Genomic DNA, 18,898 nt, shown 5'->3' with positions numbered 1-18,898 from the left:
AGTCAGCGGCTACTGGCTAAATACTAATTCTTCGCTGTCATCACCCGGTCGAGGGCGAATTTCAACTCGTCCTTGACGCCAGCCGACATGGCGAGAATATCGCGTGCCTTCAGGAAATCGAGAACGCCGGTGCGGCCGACGGCAGGGCGCAGGAAGATTTGCGGCGCCTGCAGGCGCAGCTTCAGGGCAATATTGGACTGCATGGTCAGCTGGCCGGCACCGAACAGGCTCTCGATGCGGTTCGGAACCTGTCGACCGCTGCCTTCCGGCCCACCAACGACGTCGATGCCGATGATGATATCGGCAAGCCCGGCCAGATGTTCATAAGGAACCGGATTCATGATGCCGCCGTCGATCATCACGCGGTCTCCGAGCTTGACCGGCATGAACACGGCGGGAATGGCGGCAGAGGCGGCGAGCACGGGGAAGAGTTCGCCCTTCTCGATGACGACCTCCGCCTGGTCGTAATAATCGGTCGTGACCACCTTCAGCGGGATGTTCAGCTCGGAAAAGCTTTCCGGAATGGCCGGCGGCAGGAAGGTTCGCAGAATGCGTTCGAGATTGAACTGACCGAAGCGGATGCTGCGCATGCTGACTGGCCGCAGGCTCCAGATCTTGTTGAGAACGGCCGGGCGGTTGCCGACGGTTGCCAGCGTATAATCGCGGATCTCAGCGCCACTCATGCCAACGGCCATGGCCGCGCCCATGATCGAGCCGATGGAGGAGCCTGCTATGGCGACGGGGCGAATGCCGAGCTCGTCCAGCGCCTCGATGATGTGAATATGGGCGAGACCGCGCGCACCGCCGCAGCCGAAGGCGACTGCGACGCTCGGCGTGCCGGAAGCGGCCGGCGGATAGTCGCTGCCGACGAAATCAGCATAATCGCCCATATTGTTCTCCTTCCTCCGTCAGGCCGCCAACGGCTGGTAACGGAAGAAATGCATCTTGCTGTCACCGAAGGTTCGCTCCTCCAGAAACAGGAAATCCGACGGCGCGGCAACTGTGACATCGGCGCGCTCCTCGAGGATCGCCAGAGCGCCCGGCACCAGCCAGCCACCGGCGGCAGCGGCCGCGAAAGCCTTCTCACCCAGCCCCTTGCCATATGGCGGGTCGGCGAAGAGAAAATCGAAGGGCTCGAGATTGCCGACACTGCCGAGATCCGTCGCGTCACGGCGCAGCATGCGCGTGCGGCCATGCAGGCCGAGGGCATCGATGTTTTCCCAAAGGAGACCCCTGCCCTCGACGCTGCTCTCCACGAAGAGCACATGCCGGCAGCCGCGCGAGGCTGCCTCCAGCCCGACGGCGCCGGTGCCGGCAAACACATCCATCATCCGCGTGCCGTCGATGGCTTCGGGATAGGCGTGGTTCAGAATGTTGAACAGGCTTTCGCGCGTGCGATCCGCCGTCGGACGAATGTCGTTCGACTTCGGCGTTGCAAGCGAGCGACCGCGAAACTCCCCGCCGACGATCCTCACCGCGCGTCAGCCCCTGCCGCCCTTGGGACCGCCCCTGCCGGGGCCACCCCGACCGGAACCACCGCGCGGACCGCCAGACGGGCGACCTGCACCGCCGGGTTTGCCGCCAAAGCCGCGCGAGCCACCGGGCTTTCCGCCCGGTTTCCCGCCAAAGGATTTGCCGCCGCCTGGCTTCTTGCCGAAGGGCTTGCCGGCCGGCCGATCGCCGAAAGAACGCTCGCCTTGCGGGCGATCACCGAAGGGTCCGTCACCACGGGGCGGACGATCACCAAACGGACGATCCCCCTGCGGGCGAGCGCCGCGGGGACGTTCGGAGCGCTGCTCGCCGCCGAAAGACTTGCTGCGCGGACGCTCGTCTCCCTCGGCGCGCGGACGTCGATCACCACGGGGCTTATCGCCGAAAGGCCGGTCGCCACGCGCGGGCCGATCTCCGAAGGAGCGCTCGGAGCGGGCCTCCCCCTGGAAGGATTTCCCACGAGGACGATCGCCACCCTCTGGCCGCGAACCACGTTCACCACGCGGACGATCGCCAAACGGACGATCTCCGCGGGGACGATCACCTTGCGGCCGATCGCCGCGAGAGCGCTTGCGGTCAAAACCTTCATCATCGCCACGCGACCGGCGCGGAGCTTCCTCGCTCGAACGGATCCACTCGCCATCGCCCTCGTCGACGCGATTGATGCGAACGCGCGGGCCTTCGTCCGGACGGTCGAAGCCGCTGCGCTGCGGGCGTTCGGGCTCGCCGCGCCGGGAGGCGGTCTTTGCATTCTTGGCCGCCTTCGCGGCTGCCTTTTCGCCGAGCGGCCGGGCGCCGGGCGCCATCCAGACATTGGCGCTGCGGCGTGGGCCGAGCGGCTGGCGCTTCTGACGGTCATCGTCCTTGTGCCCACCATCGCGACCACCTTCGCGACGATCATCACGCTTGGCATCCCGCTTGGTATCGAGACGGCTGAGCGCACGTTCGCGCTTATCCTCGGGACGCTCCCGACGCGGTCGCTCTTCCTTGCCCGCGCGAACCGGGGCCGTCCGCGCCGGCTTGGCTTCCGCCTCTTCGGGTTCGGCAATGGCCGGGGCGTTATAGAGCGGCGCATCGAAATTCGCCTTGGCGTCCTCGACCAGGCGAGGGCCGAGCTGGTCGCGCAGCGTGCGGCCGCGCACCTCGAGCACATGGCCTTCCGGCAGCTCGCCGAGCTGGAACGGGCCATAGGAAATGCGGATCAGGCGGTTGACCTCAAGGCCGAGCGCGCCGAGCACGTTCTTGATTTCGCGGTTCTTGCCTTCGCGCAAGCCCATGGTGATCCAGACGTTGGACCCTTGCGTGCGATCGAGCGTCGCGTCGATCGAGCCATAGAGCACGCCGTCAACGGCAATGCCTTCCTTCAGCTTGTCGAGCGCTTCCTGATCGATCTCACCATGAGCGCGCACGCGATAACGGCGCAGCCAGCCGGTGGTCGGCAATTCCAGAACACGGGCAAGGCCGCCGTCATTGGTCAGCAGCAGCAAGCCTTCGGTGTTGATATCGAGGCGGCCGATCGACATAACGCGCGGCAGCTCTTCCGGCAGATTATCGAAAACGGTCGGGCGTCCCTCAGGATCGGCATTGGTGGTCACCAGGCCGGCCGGCTTATGGTAGAGCCACAGTCGCGTGCGCTCGATGCCACGTATCGGCACGCCGTCGACCTCGATCTTATCAGTCAGGGTCACGTTGACCACCGGCGTATCGAGGAGCACACCGTTCAGCTTGACGCGGCCATCGAGGATCATGCGCTCGATATCGCGGCGCGATGCCACACCAGCGCGCGCCATCACCTTGGAAATGCGCTCGGCCTTTCCATCCTCGACTGCGGTTTCATCCGCAGCCTTGACGGTTGCGGCCTTCGCAGGCTTCGCGCCATCGCGCTTTATCGTCTTCTTGTCGCCAGCAAAGGGTTTAGACCCAGGCCGCTTGGGCTTGTCATTCATCGTCATTTGTTGTTTGCCTGAATTTTTAACGCGTGTCCCTATCAGGTCACGCCCTTGCGGTTAAGTGGAAAAACTTGAATGGCGGCTACAAATCAATTCATGGAGCTTGCTTTGACCGAAGCGCGCCGTGCCGGAGAGCGTGGCGAAGTGCCGATCGGCGCAGCAGTCGTGCTCGACAGCAAAGTCATCGCCACTGCCGGCAACCGTACCCGCGAGCTCAACGACATCACCGCCCACGCCGAAATCGTCGCCATCCGCCTGGCCTGCGAGGAATTGGGCCAGGAACGTCTTGCGGGCGCCGATCTCTATGTGACGCTGGAACCCTGCACCATGTGCGCGGCGGCCATTTCGTTCGCGCGCATCCGACGTCTCTACTATGGCGCCGAGGATCCCAAAGGCGGCGGTGTCGACAATGGCGTGCGCTTCTATCGCCAGCCGACCTGCCATCATGCGCCGGAGGTCTATTCCGGCCTCGGCGAGACCGCATCCGCCGACATCCTCAGAGGTTTCTTTCAGGCGAAACGCTCCGAAGACTGAAAAGCGGCGGTTTTGATGCCGCCGCCTTGAGGGCTTTTATTGGAAAGGCTTCCACCAGCTGCTGTTGCTCGTCTGCTGCGCGGCCTCGGCGTCCTTCTTGCGCTTCTTTTCCTTCTTCGACTCGGGTGTACCGAGATCGTTGAGGGCAGCCTGGTCGGCAACCTGACGATATTGCTGCGGCGGGTCGATCAGGTAACGGCGCTGATCGATATAGCTGCCGGCCTGATCCTGGCGCGCGGCACGATAGGCTGCCGTCTGCTGTGCTTCGCTCATGTGATTCTTGGCGCTATCAGCCTGAGCCAGCGGCGAGCGATAGTTGACGTCGTTCTTCTTCTCGTCGGCTTCCGCGGCAAGGCGCTTGCGGGCGTCTTCCGGCGATTCGAGCCAGGCCGGGTTGTCCTTGCTTGCCAGGGACTGCTGTGGAGCGGTCAGAGTGTCTTTGCTTCCGGCAACGACCAGACCGGGGCGGTTCGGATACTTCACGCCCTTGTCCTTCGGCGTAGCGGCCGAAACGGAGGCGATGTCGCCGAGGTCATCCAGGAGCTGGACGCCGGCCGTCTTATCGGTGCCGTAAGTCGGGCTGCTAAGGCAACCAGACATGGCGCCGCAGCCAACCACAAGTGCCGCCAAGCTGACGCCGACACGAACCTTATGCATCGCTCTCATGAAAACCCTTCCCAGCCATGCCGGAATAAACGCAATAGGACCCCATTCAACGGCAACTGCCGTAAAATTCTGGCCATTTTCAGGCAGCTTTTACCGGATGAACGCCGCAAAGGCAATTCATCCGGCAATTTTCTTCAGTTGACAGCGGCAAGTTCGCGCAGTGCCGCGGCGTCACGCGCCGAGACATCCGGGTATTCCGGATCGGAGCCGACATCCGTCGTGATGCGCCAGGAACGGGCGCACTTTCGGCCCTCCGCGAGCTTGGGCACGACACTGACCTTGGCATCGTCGTCGAGGCGGAAGGCATCCGCAGGGCCCTGCTCACCCAGGATGGTGATATCGGAGGTGATGCAGATTTCCGAGAAGTCCTGGCCTTCGAGCACCTTCAGCAGCTCGGGATCGGCGACGTAGACGACCGGAGCAGCTTCCAGAGAGGAGCCGATCCGCTTGTCCTTGCGCTCGATTTCCAGCGCGCCGGTGACGACGCTGCGCACAGCGCGGATCTTCTTCCACTTCTCGGCCAGCGCCTCGTTCTTCCACTCAACGGGAATGGTGACGAACTGCTCGAGATGAACCGAGACCGCAGACGGATTGCGCGACAGCCATGCCTCTTCCGTGGTGAAAGGCAGCATCGGCGCCAGCCACGTCACCATGCAGTCGAAGATCGTGCGGATGACGGCAAGCGAGGCGCGGCGGCGCAGGCTCGACGGAGCATCACAGTAAAGCGCATCCTTGCGGACATCGAAGTAGAAGGCCGAAAGCTCGACATTGGCGAAATCGATCAGAGCGCGGGCGATGCGCTTGAAGTCGAAGGCGTCGTAGCTTTCCCGCACCAGTTCGTCGAGCTCGGCGAGACGGTGCAGCATCAGCTGCTCCAGCTCCGGCATGTCAGCATAGGCGATCACCTCGCCCTTGTCGTGCGCCAGCGTGCCGAGCATCCAGCGGATGGTGTTGCGCAGCTTGCGATAGGCATCGACATTGGTCTGGATGATGGCCTTGCCGACGCGCAGATCTTCCGAATAGTCCGACGTCATGACCCAAAGGCGGAGGATGTCGGCGCCCGCATCCTTCATCACCTCTTGCGGCGAAGTGACGTTGCCCTTGGACTTCGACATCTTTTCGCCCTTCTCATCCATGGTGAAGCCATGGGTGAGGACGGCATCGTATGGCGCACGGCCACGCGTCGCGGCACTTTCGAGCAGCGACGAATGGAACCAGCCGCGATGCTGGTCGGAGCCTTCGAGATAGAGGTCAGCCGGCCATTTCAGATCCGGGCGGTCTTCCAGGGTGAAGGTGTGGGTCGAACCGGAATCGAACCAGACATCAAGGATATCCATGACCTGCGTCCAGGCCTCGTTGGCCTTTTCGCCGAGGAAGCGTTCACGCGCACCTTCGGCAAACCAGGCATCGGCGCCTTCCTGCTCGAAAGCCTCGAGGATACGGGCGTTCACACGATCGTCCTGCAGGATGTTGCCCTGCTCGTCGACGAAGATCGCGATCGGCACGCCCCAGGCGCGCTGGCGCGACAGGACCCAATCGGGGCGCTGCTCGATCATGGCGCGCAGGCGGTTCTGGCCGGCAGCCGGCACGAAGCGGGTATCGTCGATCGCCTTCAGGGCGCGCGAACGCAGCGTCGAACCGTCGGCAAAGTCCTTGTCCATATAGACGAACCATTGCGGCGTGTTGCGGAAGATGACCGGCTTCTTCGAGCGCCAGGAGTGCGGATAGGAATGCTTCAGCCTACCGCGGGCAAACAGCGTGTTCGTCTCGATCAGCGCCTTGATGACGAGGTCGTTAGCATTGCCCTTCTTGCCGTTGTCGTCCATGACACGGCCACCTTCGAAGCCCGGGGCATCGGCGGTGTAGAAGCCCGCGTCGTCGACAGGGAACGGGATGGCGGAGGAGATACCGCGCTTTTCAAGATCGCGGGCATGCGACGTCCAGGCGTCAAAATCTTCGCGGCCGTGGCTGGGCGCCGTGTGCACGAAGCCGGTGCCGGCATCATCGGTGACGTGATCGCCATCAAGAAGCGGCACCTTGAAGCCGTAGCCGAGAGAGGCGAGCGGATGAGCACAGGTGAGTGCGGCCAGATCGGCGGCGGTTACGTCGCTCACGCGCTTGTATTGCAGCTTTGCCTTGGCGAAGGATTCCTCTGCCAGCTTGTCGGCAAAGATCAGCTTTTCGCCCGGGCGCGGGCCGAAATCATTGGCGGCTTCCGTGACCTCATAGAGTCCGTAGGACACGCGCGAGGAGTATGCGATCGCGCGATTGCCGGGGATCGTCCAGGGGGTGGTGGTCCAGATGACGACAAAGGTGCCAGCGAGATGCGCCGGGCCTTCAGCCACCGGGAACTTCACCCAGATCATGTCGCTCTCGACATCGGCATATTCGACTTCAGCTTCGGCGAGCGCAGTACGCTCGACCACCGACCACATGACCGGTTTGGAGCCACGATAAAGCTGACCGGTACGGGCGATCTTCAAAAGCTCGCCAGCGATGCGGGATTCCGCATGAAAGTTCATGGTCAGATAGGGATTGTCGAAATCGCCCGTGATGCCCAAGCGCTTGAATTCCTCGGACTGGATCTTGATCCAGCCGGCGGCAAAGTCACGGCATTCCTGGCGAAACTCGTTCACCGGGACCTCGTCCTTGTTCTTGCCCTTCTCGCGGTATTTCTCCTCGATCTTCCATTCGATCGGCAGGCCGTGGCAGTCCCAGCCCGGAACGTAATTGCTGTCATAGCCGCGCATCTGGAACGAGCGGGTGATGACGTCCTTGAGGATCTTGTTCAGCGCATGGCCGATGTGGATGTGGCCATTGGCATAGGGCGGGCCATCATGCAGCACGAACTTTTCGCGGCCAGCGGCGGAGGCGCGCAGCTTCTTATAGAGGTTCATCTCCTCCCAACGCTTCACCAGTTCCGGCTCCTTCTGCGGCAGCCCGGCGCGCATCGGGAAATCGGTTTCCGGCAGGTAAAGGGTCTTGGAGTAATCCATCTTTTCAGCGGTATCGGTCATAGTCGTGACAATTGCCTCGGTGTCTCGGGCGTCTTACGCCTCAACTGGCGCAGCCATACGGGGATTTTTCGGCGGCGGAAAGCGCCTCGTGAACGAGACGCCAAAAACCCGGACCTTCCGGCAGCTTAAAGCGCGCGGAAGGCCGGGCCAATAATTCGTATCGCGTGGCTCAGCCGAAATTGGGTCATGGTCGCCGGTTCATAGGCGTTTTTTCCAGGGAAAGGAAGAGGAAACAGTTGCGGCAATCCATAGAAAAGCCGCGGACGTTTCCGCCCGCGGCCAATTTGAGGGTCTATCTAATTAGGCTCGTGCTGCTGCCCGTGCCGGCACGACCGCATTTACGATAACGGCCACGACGATATTGGCGAGAAGCGCCAGCAGCCCCGTATAGACGGTGAAGCCGGTTTCGCCGAGCGGGACCATGTGCAGCGGCTTCCAGCCGGCATCCCATACGAGATAGGTGCCGCCAAAGAAGCCGACGAACCAGCCGGCGAGCAGAGCGGGTGCACGAAACCACTTGGTATAGAGACCGAAGACCAGAGCCGGCAGCGTCTGCAGGATCCAGATGCCGCCCAAAAGCTGGAGATCGAGCGCAAACTGCGTCGGCAGGAAAATGATGACGAGAAGCGCTCCGACCTTGACGACAAGCGATGTCATCTTGGCGACCTTCGCCTCGCCGGCATCGGAAACCTGTGGATCAATGTAAGCCTTCCAGAAGTTGCGGGTGAAGAGGTTGGCGGCGCCAATGCTCATCACGGCCGCGGGAACGAGCGCGCCGATAGCGATGGCTGCGAAGGCGAAGCCAGCAAACCAACTCGAGAACAAGGTCTGGAACAGTGCAGGCACCACGTCATTGGCGCTGTCCAGCTTCAGATTTGCCGCGTGGCCCATGTAGCCGAGCAGCGCCAAGAGACCGAGCAGCAGCGTGTAGGCCGGCAGCAGCACCGCATTCTTGCGGATGGTATTGCCGCTGTTGGACGCGAAGATGCCGGTCAGCGTATGCGGGTACATGAAGGCCGCCAGCGCCGAGCCGAGCGCCAACGTTGCGTAGGCGACGTACTGGTTGCCGCCGAGCAGCAGACTACCCGCCCCCTTGGCTTTGAAATCCGCATCGGCCGCGGCAAAGACATTCGCATAGCCACCGAGTTTCGCCGGAATGAGCGCGATGGCCGCGATCACCACGATGTAGATCATGATGTCCTTGACGAAGGCGATCAGCGCCGGAGCGCGAAGGCCGGCCGAATAGGTATAAAGCGCCAGGATGATGAAGGCGACGGCGAGCGGCAGTTCACCATGAAGTCCGAGCGCCTTGAATACCGCCGTCATACCGACGAGCTGCAGGGCGATATAGGGCATCGTCGCGATAACGCCCGTCAGAGCGACTGCCAGTTCCAGCGCCCGCGAGCCATATTGGCCGTGTACGATATCGCCGGCCGTGACGTAACCATGATCCTTCGCACGCCTCCAGAGAAGCGGCATGACCATGAAGACGAACGGATAGACGACAATCGTATAGGGCAGCGCGAAGAAGCCATAGGCGCCGACCGTGTAGACCAGCGCCGGGACGGCGATCACGGTGTAAGCGGTGTAGAAATCGCCGCCGACCAGGAACCAGGTGATCCAGGTGCCGAAGGTGCGGCCGCCGAGGCCCCATTCGTCGATATGAGCAAGGGTCTTCGGCCTACGCCAGCGGGCAGCTACAAAGCCCATGACAGTGACGAGCGCCAAAAAGAAGATGAAGACGGCAAGCGCAGTCGGATCGATATCAGTCATCATGGCGCATGCTCCGATAGGCGATCCAGGTCAGAATAGCGGTGATTGGCACCCACGCCAGTTGATACCAGTAGAAGAAGGGGAAACCCAACAGCACAGGATCGTGGCTGTTGTAGAAGGGGACCCAAAGCAAACCAATATAGGGAATAACGAGCAGCCAGCAGGCCGCCGTCCCGAAACGTTTATCCATGTCCGATACCTCTCACGCGGTGCCTGCGCGCCACCTTGTTGCAGTTGTCAGAGCGGAAGGAGTGTATCAGCCTGCGATTGCAATGTGCGCTCAAGGGCCGAAGCCGATGAACTTTGCCTGTGCAGAGCCAGACTAACGGATGTGAATTCCTCCCAACGGCCCGCCTGAGGCCAGCCGCTGCTAAAGTCCTACGGCGAGTCTGCCGCCCGAACAAGATATTAGCTGATGCGAAATCGCCGAACCTACCCAGAAGTGGGTAGACGGGCGTTGGAGCATTTTGCTTCGCTACGCATTCCGAACGGAAAACCGCTTCGCACTTTTCCTGGAAATGCGCTAGCCCGCCGTGGTTGCGATGCCGTGGTCGAGGGCGTAACGGATCAGGCCGGCCGTCGTTGCGATGCCTAGCTTCTTCTTCAAATTCTTGCGATGCGTTTCCGCCGTTGCAGGCGTGATCTGAAGTTCCTCGGCAATCTCACGATTGCTCCTGCCTGTAACGATCAAACCCAGAATGTGGCGCTCACGGGGCGTCAGAGGGTCGGCCTCTTTTTGCAGCGCGTCCGCCACCAGTATATCGCGAACGCCTGACGAGAAATAAGTTCCACCGGCCGCCACAGTCTCAATGGCACAGACCACTTCGTCGGTCGAAACGTCCTTGAGAATATATCCGACGGCACCGCGCATGATCGACGAGGAGATGTATTCGCGGCTGTCATGCATGGAGAGCATCACGATCCGCGTCTCCGGAAGCTCCCGGCGAAAGAGTTCTATCGCATCGATGCCACTCAGCTTCGGCATGTTGATATCCATCAAGGTCACTTGTGGCAGTGTCCGCCGACCGACCTCAAGGCCGCTTTGCGCAAGGCTTGCCGTCCCAACCACCTCTATGTGGTCGAAAGTCTCCAGCACGGCTTTCAGTCCGTCCAGCACCACGGGGTGATTGTCGATCAGCAGAACGCTGATCCTGCCTCTGCTCATGCCGCATCCACCTTTGCTCTTGGCAAGGCATTGGCCGATTTCGGCAGCATCGCAATAAGCGTCGTGCCACCGGCCGTGCTTTGAACGAGAAGCAGGCCACGGAAATGCGCCATCCGTTCCTGCATGTTTCTAAGCCCGAGCCCGCCCTTGCCGTCACCGGCGCCTTCAAAACCAATACCATTGTCCGAAATTCTCAAGCGCGCCCGCCCCCGATCATTCCAAAGTTTGATCGTAAGACGCGTCGCACCGGAATGACGTTCGACGTTGTTCAAGGCTTCCTGGGCAACGCGGTAGAGCGCTGTATTGGCTTCGGGCTTCAGCAGGCTGGTGAAGCCCGAAGCCTTGATCTCGGTTGCGATCCCGGTCCGCTCACCGAAATTGTTCGCGAGTGCGGTTAGTGCGGCCGTCAAGCCGAGATCATCGAGCACGCGGGGGCGGAGATCATGCGAAAGTCGCCTGATGTCCTTGATCGCGCTGTTAAGGGTATCGATACCCTTCTCGATTGTCGTGACGGCGTCATCGACCTGGTTTCGCACTTTGCGGTTGGCGAGATCCATGACGTAGCGCACGCCAAGGAGATTCTGCGAGACGCCGTCGTGCAATTCGCGGGCAAGACGGGCGCGTTCCTCCTCCTGCGCATCGATCACTCTTTGCGTCAACTCCTTGAGCCGGCCATCAGCCATGCGTCGCTCACGGAACGTCAGCAGCATGCAGGTCGTGAAGACGACCAGAACGGCAGGAACGGCAATGAATGTGACGACGATGAAGGTTCCCTTTATGTTTGCCCGCATGGCGGTGTTGGCCGCCGCGGTCTGGGTGAAAATATCGTCCAAATAGACACCGGTTCCGACGACCCAGTGCCATTTATCAAGGCCGACGACGAATGAGAGCTTGTCGGCCATGCGGCCGGTAGAGGGCTTTTCCCATTTGTACTGGTGCAGGCCCCCGCCGGTTTTTGCCGTCTTGATGAGCTCCGCGATGACCCTGTCCCCGTCCGGATCGGTCAAATCGAGCCAATTCCGGCCGTTGCGAAATCCCTCACGCGGATGAACGATGTTGTTCCCATCATAATCGTAGACAAAAAAGTACCCATCCGGGCCATAGTCAAGGGACGTCAGGATCCCGGCTACTTTATCCTTCGCAGCCTGATCGTCCGGCGCGGCGTCCCGATAGGTCGCCTGAATGGCCGAGACAGCGAGGTCTGTCAGGTTGACGATTTCCGTTTCCTTTGCCTTCAACATGTTCTGTTCGAAGGTCTCGATATTGTTCTTGGTAAGATTGGCCGACTGCCAGGTAATGAAGGCCGTGATTGCCAGGATCGAGATAACTAGAGGCGCGAGCGCGAGCGCAATAATCTGATTGCGTAATGTCAACGATGACTCCTCCCAAGAACCGGCGCAGAACAATGGCCCTTGTCGGACACGAATTCAACAGCTTGCCAGGGATGTTGATGCACACCCGCAGTCGGAGAGTTCCCTCGAAACGGCAAGGTGCCGTATTCGAACGGCAGCCACTTGGGAAATATCAGCTGAAGGCGATGACCCGGTCGAGCTCACTGAGCGGCTGGACACCGGCGAGCAGCGCCCTCGCCTCATCTTCGTCCTTATGGATTTGCGCGACCAGCGGGTCCAAGCCATCGAACTTCAGTTCGGGGCGGAGATAACCGAAGAAGGAGACCGAACAGACCTGTCCGTAGAGATCGCCGCTGAAATCGAAGACGAAGGTTTCAAGCAGCGGCGCCCCGTTGTCCGTTACCGTCGGACGCCGGCCGTAACTGGCGACGCCATCGCGGATGGTGCCATCGGCCGTCCGAAAGCGAACCGCATAGATGCCTGCCCTCAGCGATGTCTCGGGTGGCAGCTGCATGTTTGCCGTAGGGAAGCCGAGCGTGCGACCGAGCTTTTCGCCACCGATGACAGGCGCCTGAACGGTATAGCGATAGCCGAGCAGACCCGCGGCTTGGGCGACATCGCCTTCCGCAAGCAGTGTGCGTATGCGGCTCGACGAGATGACCTCCGTGTTTTCGTCGCGGAAGGCATCGATCAGTGTCACGCCGAAGCCGTTATGGCTGCCGGCATTCATCAGGAAGGCGGGGCCTCCCTGACGATCATGGCCAAAATGAAAATCGAAGCCGGTGACGACTTCCGACGCGTGCAGCCAGTCGATCAGGATCGAATGCACGAATTCATCCGCCGAGCGCTGCGAGAAAGTGCGATCGAAAGGATATTCGATAACGGCGTTGAAGCCGAGCGCTTCCAGCAGCCGTGCTCGCAAAGGAGCAGGCGTCAGGCGGAAGACAGGATGATCCGGCTTGAAAACGGTGCGCGGATGCGGCTCGAAAGTCAGCACCAGCGCCGGAATGCCGCGCTCCCTGGCGATCTCCAGCGCACGCGTCAGCACCGATTGATGGCCGCGGTGCACGCCGTCAAAATTGCCGATGGCGACCACGCCGCCCTTCAAGGCATCGGGAAGCGGTTCGCGGGTTTCGTTACGGTGGAAAACGGTCATCGACTGCCACTCTCCTCAGACAAGGCGCGGCATCCACCACTTCGGCGAGGCCTGTTCGCGCGCCAGGAAGGCGCCGAGAGCGGCCTCATCCGTATGCCCTTCGACGACATATTCGCGGGCGTGGATGCCATGGCTGATATAAAGAAGATCGAGGCCGTAATCGAGTGCGCCGCGTACGTCGGTCGGCATGCCGTCGCCGATTGCCACCACGCGCGACAGCGGAAATTCGTTCTTGACCTCGCGGGCGGCCGCGATCGCTGCATCGTAGATCGGCTGGTGCGGCTTGCCGGCGATGCGCGTCTGGCCGCCGAGCCGCTCGTAATAGGCGGCCATGGCGCCGGCGCAGGGAATCATGCGATGGCCGCGCTCGACCACCAGATCCGGGTTGGCGCAGATCAGCGGTACGTGACGGGCCGACCAGGCCGTCAGCATCTCGGTATAATCGTCAGGCGTTTCGGTCTCGTCATCGAAGAAGCCGGTGCAGACGATGCTTTCCGCTTCGCCGGCATCGACCCGCTGAACGTCAATACCTTCGAGGATACCAATGTCGCGCTTCGGACCGAGCAGAAACACCTTCTTCGGTCCCTCGGCAATCAGCTTGCGGGTGACATCGCCCGAGGTGATGATGCGATCGTAAACGCTGTCGGGAACACCGATCGCACGCAGCTGCTCGATGACCTTCGGAGCAACACGCGGAGAGTTGGTGATGAGGACGACCGCAAGGCCTTCGTCGCGGGCGGCTTCGAGCGCGATGGAGGCTTCCTTGTAGGCCGTGACGCCGTTATGGAGCACGCCCCAGACATCGCAGAGCGCAACATCATAAAGTCCGCCGATGTCGCGAAAGCTCTCGATCCGTTTGCCCATGCCGTCCTCGCATCAAATAAATTACGGGCTGACATCGCAAACCGGCCGGCAAATTACAAGAGCGGCTTGCAAGGTTTTTGCGTCGCACAAGGCCTGAGCAGCAGGCGTGGGCAAGGTCGGCGAGCGGCAAGATTGCACAGCGGAAGCAACGGGATGACGCTCTGGAAAAGGCTTGATCTGACCCTGTCTTCACGAGGGCAAAATGAGAGAACCTTTGCAACGACATGCTATGCGGCGGCGCCCTGGGCGTTAATCATCCTCAAAACAAGCCGAGGCGCGCCGCAAAAAATTCACAGTGCTGTCCTTGACTCGTCCGGAAGCCACCCCTAAATCACGGTCGCTAGCACTCTCAGAGGATGAGTGCTAACAAAATCCATACGGATCCGCGCTGATCCGTGAATGTCATTTGATCGAGGGATTAGACAATGGCAAGCACCAATTTCCGCCCCCTTCATGACCGCGTCGTCGTTCGTCGCGTCGAGTCGGAAGAAAAGACCAAGGGTGGGATCATCATTCCCGACACCGCCAAGGAAAAGCCGCAGGAAGGCGAAATCGTCGCCGTCGGTTCCGGCGCTCGTGATGAGGCCGGCAAGGTCGTAGCACTCGACGTCAAGGTCGGCGATCGCGTTCTGTTCGGCAAGTGGTCGGGCACTGAAGTCAAGCTCAACGGCGAAGACCTTCTGATCATGAAGGAAGCCGACATCATGGGCATCATCGGCTAATTGGCCGGTTCCCTTTTCCGATAAAGCTGACGGGTCTTAAAGCCCGGAAAACGCGAATTCAGGAGTTTCAAACATGGCAGCTAAAGAAGTAAAATTCGGCCGCAGCGCCCGCGAAAAGATGCTTCGTGGCGTCGACATCCTCGCTGACGCAGTGAAGGTCACGCTCGGCCCGAAGGGTCGTAACGTCGTTATCGACAAGTCCTTCGGCGCTCCGCGCATCACCAAGGACGGCGTCTCCGTCGCCAAGGAAATCGAACTCGAAGACAAGTTCGAAAACATGGGCGCCCAGATGGTCCGCGAAGTTGCTTCGAAGACCAACGACGTCGCCGGTGACGGCACCACCACTGCGACCGTTCTCGCCCAGGCGATCGTTCGCGAAGGCGCCAAGGCTGTTGCAGCCGGCATGAACCCGATGGACCTGAAGCGCGGTATCGACCTCGCTGTTGCAGAAGTCGTCAAGGATCTCCAGGCCAAGGCCAAGAAGATCAACACCTCGGAAGAGGTTGCCCAGGTCGGCACGATCTCCGCAAACGGCGAAAAGCAGATCGGTCTCGATATTGCTGAAGCCATGCAGAAGGTCGGCAATGAAGGCGTCATCACGGTTGAAGAAGCCAAGACCGCCGAAACCGAACTCGAAGTCGTCGAAGGCATGCAGTTCGACCGCGGCTACCTCAGCCCCTACTTCGTGACCAACCCAGAAAAGATGATCGCCGACCTCGAAGACGCGTTCATCCTCCTGCACGAGAAGAAGCTCTCGAACCTGCAGGCCATGCTTCCGGTTCTCGAAGCCGTCGTTCAGACCGGCAAGCCGCTCCTCATCATCGCTGAAGATGTCGAAGGCGAAGCTCTTGCGACCCTCGTCGTCAACAAGCTGCGCGGCGGCCTGAAGATCGCTGCCGTCAAGGCTCCGGGCTTCGGTGATCGCCGCAAGGCCATGCTGGAAGACATCGCCATCCTGACGGGCGGCACTGTCATCTCCGAAGACCTCGGCATCAAGCTTGAGTCCGTCACCCTCGACATGCTCGGCCGCTCTAAGAAGGTTTCGATCTCCAAGGAAAACACCACGATCGTCGACGGCGCTGGCGCCAAGTCCGACATCGAGGGCCGCGTTGCCCAGATCAAGGCTCAGATCGAAGAAACCACCTCCGACTACGACCGCGAAAAGCTGCAGGAACGTCTTGCCAAGCTCGCCGGCGGCGTTGCCGTGATCCGCGTTGGCGGCTCGACGGAAGTCGAAGTGAAGGAAAAGAAGGACCGCATCGACGACGCTCTCAACGCGACGCGCGCTGCTGTTCAGGAAGGTATCGTACCGGGCGGCGGTATCGCCCTCCTGCGTTCTTCCACGAAGATCACTGCCAAGGGTGAAAACCAGGATCAGGAAGCCGGCGTCAACATCGTTCGCCGTGCCCTGCAGTCGCTCGTTCGCCAGATCGCAGAAAACGCTGGTGACGAAGCTTCGATCGTTGTCGGCAAGGTTCTCGACAAGAACGAAGACAACTACGGCTACAACGCCCAGACGTCTGAATATGGCGACATGATCGCCATGGGCATCGTCGACCCGGTCAAGGTTGTTCGTACGGCTCTGCAGAACGCAGCTTCGGTTGCTTCGCTGCTGATCACCACCGAAGCCATGATCGCCGAACTGCCGAAGAAGGATGCTCCTGGCGGCATGCCGGGCGGCATGGGCGGCATGGGCGGCATGGACATGATGTGATAGGCCAACGGCCTCATCACAGGAATGTCCATAAAGCTTCGCCCATGCACTTTCAGTGCTTCAGGCCGCTAAGCGGCCTGAGTGGCGGCATGGACATGATGTGATAGGCCAACGGCCTATTACGACTGTTCAATCCGACATCCGGAATTGACGAAAGGGCGGCCCTCGGGTCGCCCTTTTTGTTTGTGGCCTATAGTTTCGATGCAGACCGCCAAGTTTCTGGTAGCGCAAATTTACGCAAATTGCCCCATTGCCGTTTTCGAAAAAGCTCTTATAAATCGCGGCGCAGCGATTTTAGAGGTTAGCTGCAATGCACGCAAATTTTACTTATATTCGGCACGATTAATAGGCGTCTGCACGTGGCTATGATCTTAGGGATTGAGGGGCGCGCGGATTTTTTACTTGAAATGACTTCATAGCTCGGATCGCCAAGTCGGACCAAGCATGACGGAAAATGGAAGCAGCAGAGCCGAATGCTCTGCTTTTGATGCGGCATGCGGGAAGACATTCAATCCGGAAGACGCAGGGAAATTTGAATAAAGCGCAAGGGGGGACCTGGCGCTCAAATGGGGATCATCTTGTTCAAGATTGCCAAGGCCGATTTTTCCGCACCGTTTGCGCCGGGCTCATTGGAGTTCGAGGGCCATTACCCCGATCTTCTGGCTCAGTTCTGTGTTTCCGAGGGATGGACGGGCGATCTTTCAAGCGGCATCATCAAACTTGGGCAGTGGGGCACAATGCTGCATGGGCTGAGTTCTTCAGAATGCGGCCTGCTAAGCCTCATGCATTGCTATGATCTGCAGGATCAGGCCCGTATCCTCGATCTTTTCGAGCAGGCGGCTACGGCCAATTCCTGCTTCTGCTATTCGACGACCACGCTCGGCGCAGGTGGTCATCGCCGGCCGGTCTTCTGTGTCGGCGAGTCCGTTGCCGCGGATAAGCAACATGCCGGCAGCATGGTCGGCGTTTTCCTGTTTCCGCGCTTCAAACTGGGGCCGGGCAGCCAACTCGCCACCCGGCAGTAAATCACTCTCGGCCATGGTCGGCCAAGTTCGCCCGACCAGCTACCGAGTTCAAGCTGATCAATCCCGCTTGGGAATGCTGAGGCCGCGCTGGCTTGCCGGACGTGCCAGAGCGCGATCCAGCCAGGCCATGACCCAGGGGAAGCTTTCGAACTCCAGCACCTCGCGGCCGCCATAGAAGACGTCGACGCCGCGAACCCAGGGAAAGGTGGTGATGTCGGCGATAGTGTATTCATCGCCCATGATCCATTCGCGTCCCTGCAGGCGGCTCTCCAACACGCCGAGGAGGCGCTTGGCCTCATCGCGATAACGCTCGACCGGATAGGAGTTATTGGCAACCTTCTCGGCGGCGAATTTGAAGAAATGACCGAACTGGCCGAACATGGGACCGACGCCTGCCATCTGGAAGAAGACCCATTCGAGGGTCTCATAGCGCCTGGCAGCATCGCTCGGAATGAGCTTGCCGGTCTTTTCCGCCAGATAGACCAAGATCGCGCCGGATTCGAACAGGCCGATCGGTTTGCCGTCGGGGCCATTGGGATCGATGATTGCCGGAATGCGGCCATTCGGGTTCAGCGAAACGAATTCCGGCGATTTTTGATCATTGGTGCCGAAGGAGATCAGATGCGGCTCATAGGGCAGACCAAGCTCCTCCAGCGCAATCGACACTTTGACGCCGTTCGGCGTCGGCAGAGAATAGAGCTGGATAATATCCGGATTGCTGGCAGGCCAGCGCTTCGTGATCGGAAAGGATGACAGATCGGCCATGGGCTTGCTCCTGAAGGCTATGATTTGACAACTGATTTGCCGCCACAATAGCCGATGGGGCTTGTATGGGAAGAGCTATCTCGGCGGATCATTGTTCAATGATTGTGAACTAATTGTGCGCAGTTGTTTATCTTTCCAACTCCTCAAAAATCACGAATATCCATCTCCAGAGAATAACTGCCACGTGATCCCATTTACTGGAGACCCCTTATGTCCAATAGCAACAACATCATCGTTCTTGTGGCGCGCATCCTGCTCGCCTTCATGTTCATCTTTGCCGGTTTCGGCAAGCTGACCGATCCGGCCGGTACTGCGGGCATGATTGCCGGAGCCGGTATGCCGGCCGCAACGCTGCTCACCTATCTTGCTGGCGCGTTTGAATTCGTCACCGGCGTCTGCGTCCTCATCGGCTTCCAGGTCCGCATCGTCGGCTGGCTGCTCGCCCTCTTCTGTGTCTTCACCGGCATCGTCTTCCACCTGCCGACGGTCAATGTTCCGGACTTCCCAGCTGCCGCCAATGGCTGGATCAACGGCCTGAACTTCGTGAACTTCCTGAAGAACGTCACGCTGGCCGGCGCCTACATCATGCTCGCCACCAACGGTGCAGGCGTCTACTCGCTCGACGCTCGCCGCGGCGCCTACGTAGCCGCCTAAGCGCTGCCTGTCTCCCAAGACAAAAGGCCCGCCGGAACTCCGGCGGGCCTT

17 protein-coding genes are annotated in these 18,898 nt (G+C 60.4%); 5 read left to right on the top strand and 12 right to left on the bottom strand.

What is annotated here, in order from left to right:
* Window positions 1-23: 23 nt before the first annotated feature.
* Genes FHX05_RS11105 through FHX05_RS11095 form a run of 3 tightly spaced genes read right to left on the bottom strand, consistent with a single transcriptional unit; the run spans window position 24 to window position 3,443 of the window.
* On the bottom strand, window positions 24-890 hold the full coding sequence (locus FHX05_RS11105) for a patatin-like phospholipase family protein (RefSeq protein WP_183871661.1): 867 nt from the start codon (window positions 888-890) through the stop codon (window positions 24-26).
* Between the two features lie 18 nt (window positions 891-908).
* The gene (gene rsmD / locus FHX05_RS11100; RefSeq protein ID WP_095434065.1) at window positions 909-1,475 is read right to left on the bottom strand and encodes a 16S rRNA (guanine(966)-N(2))-methyltransferase RsmD; all 567 of its coding nucleotides are present in this window, start codon (window positions 1,473-1,475) and stop codon (window positions 909-911) included.
* Between the two features lie 6 nt (window positions 1,476-1,481).
* A complete protein-coding gene (locus FHX05_RS11095) occupies window positions 1,482-3,443 on the bottom strand; it encodes a pseudouridine synthase (protein ID WP_183871659.1) in 1,962 nt (653 codons plus the stop codon).
* Window positions 3,444-3,515: 72 nt separating this feature from the next.
* Here FHX05_RS11095 and FHX05_RS11090 point away from each other — a divergent pair, with 72 nt between their 5' ends.
* Window positions 3,516-3,974, top strand: a complete 459-nt coding sequence (locus tag FHX05_RS11090; protein ID WP_183871657.1) for a nucleoside deaminase — start codon at window positions 3,516-3,518, stop codon at window positions 3,972-3,974.
* Window positions 3,975-4,010: 36 nt separating this feature from the next.
* Here the strand turns inward: FHX05_RS11090 and FHX05_RS11085 are convergent, their stop codons facing one another.
* The 8 genes from FHX05_RS11085 to FHX05_RS11050 all read right to left on the bottom strand — a co-directional run bounded on the left by FHX05_RS11085 (window position 4,011) and on the right by FHX05_RS11050 (window position 13,967).
* Entirely contained in the window at window positions 4,011-4,640 is a 630-nt protein-coding gene (locus tag FHX05_RS11085) for a hypothetical protein (protein WP_112335401.1), read from the bottom strand.
* 134 nt (window positions 4,641-4,774) lie between these two features.
* Window positions 4,775-7,657, bottom strand: coding sequence for an isoleucine--tRNA ligase (gene ileS / locus FHX05_RS11080; RefSeq protein WP_183871655.1), 2,883 nt, complete (start codon window positions 7,655-7,657; stop codon window positions 4,775-4,777).
* A gap of 300 nt (window positions 7,658-7,957) precedes the next feature.
* Window positions 7,958-9,433 carry a sodium:solute symporter family protein gene (locus tag FHX05_RS11075; RefSeq protein ID WP_112608161.1) on the bottom strand — a complete coding sequence of 492 codons (1,476 nt, stop codon included), beginning with the start codon at window positions 9,431-9,433 and terminating at the stop codon, window positions 7,958-7,960.
* Window positions 9,423-9,620 carry a DUF3311 domain-containing protein gene (locus tag FHX05_RS11070; RefSeq protein ID WP_047627888.1) on the bottom strand — a complete coding sequence of 66 codons (198 nt, stop codon included), beginning with the start codon at window positions 9,618-9,620 and terminating at the stop codon, window positions 9,423-9,425. Before FHX05_RS11070 ends, FHX05_RS11075 begins: the two co-directional genes overlap by 11 nt.
* A 333-nt stretch (window positions 9,621-9,953) precedes the next feature.
* On the bottom strand, window positions 9,954-10,595 hold the full coding sequence (locus tag FHX05_RS11065; RefSeq protein ID WP_112608163.1) for a response regulator transcription factor: 642 nt from the start codon (window positions 10,593-10,595) through the stop codon (window positions 9,954-9,956).
* On the bottom strand, window positions 10,592-11,968 hold the full coding sequence (locus FHX05_RS11060) for a cache domain-containing protein (protein WP_112608165.1): 1,377 nt from the start codon (window positions 11,966-11,968) through the stop codon (window positions 10,592-10,594). The genes FHX05_RS11065 and FHX05_RS11060 overlap by 4 nt, the downstream gene beginning before the upstream one ends.
* A 151-nt stretch (window positions 11,969-12,119) precedes the next feature.
* Entirely contained in the window at window positions 12,120-13,103 is a 984-nt protein-coding gene (locus FHX05_RS11055) for a bifunctional riboflavin kinase/FAD synthetase (protein WP_183871653.1), read from the bottom strand.
* A 15-nt stretch (window positions 13,104-13,118) separates the two neighbouring features.
* Entirely contained in the window at window positions 13,119-13,967 is an 849-nt protein-coding gene (locus FHX05_RS11050) for a TIGR01459 family HAD-type hydrolase (RefSeq protein WP_183871651.1), read from the bottom strand.
* Window positions 13,968-14,392: 425 nt separating this feature from the next.
* Here FHX05_RS11050 and groES point away from each other — a divergent pair, with 425 nt between their 5' ends.
* The 3 genes from groES (at window position 14,393) to FHX05_RS11035 (ending at window position 17,428) form a co-directional block, all read left to right on the top strand.
* Window positions 14,393-14,689 carry a co-chaperone GroES gene (gene groES / locus FHX05_RS11045; RefSeq protein WP_015338933.1) on the top strand — a complete coding sequence of 99 codons (297 nt, stop codon included), beginning with the start codon at window positions 14,393-14,395 and terminating at the stop codon, window positions 14,687-14,689.
* 73 nt (window positions 14,690-14,762) lie between these two features.
* Entirely contained in the window at window positions 14,763-16,403 is a 1,641-nt protein-coding gene (groL, locus tag FHX05_RS11040; RefSeq protein WP_183871649.1) for a chaperonin GroEL, read from the top strand.
* Between the two features lie 566 nt (window positions 16,404-16,969).
* Window positions 16,970-17,428, top strand: a complete 459-nt coding sequence (locus tag FHX05_RS11035; RefSeq protein WP_183871647.1) for a hypothetical protein — start codon at window positions 16,970-16,972, stop codon at window positions 17,426-17,428.
* Between the two features lie 57 nt (window positions 17,429-17,485).
* Here the strand turns inward: FHX05_RS11035 and FHX05_RS11030 are convergent, their stop codons facing one another.
* Window positions 17,486-18,193, bottom strand: a complete 708-nt coding sequence (locus tag FHX05_RS11030) for a glutathione S-transferase C-terminal domain-containing protein (RefSeq protein WP_183871645.1) — start codon at window positions 18,191-18,193, stop codon at window positions 17,486-17,488.
* A 210-nt stretch (window positions 18,194-18,403) separates the two neighbouring features.
* Between FHX05_RS11030 and FHX05_RS11025 the strand changes: the two genes are divergently transcribed.
* The gene (locus FHX05_RS11025) at window positions 18,404-18,847 is read left to right on the top strand and encodes a DoxX family protein (RefSeq protein ID WP_183871643.1); all 444 of its coding nucleotides are present in this window, start codon (window positions 18,404-18,406) and stop codon (window positions 18,845-18,847) included.
* Window positions 18,848-18,898 lie beyond the last annotated feature (51 nt).

The organism is Rhizobium sp. BK491 (assembly GCF_014194925.1).
Lineage (GTDB): Bacteria > Pseudomonadota > Alphaproteobacteria > Rhizobiales > Rhizobiaceae > Rhizobium.
This window is presented reverse-complemented; position numbering and strand designations above follow the sequence as displayed.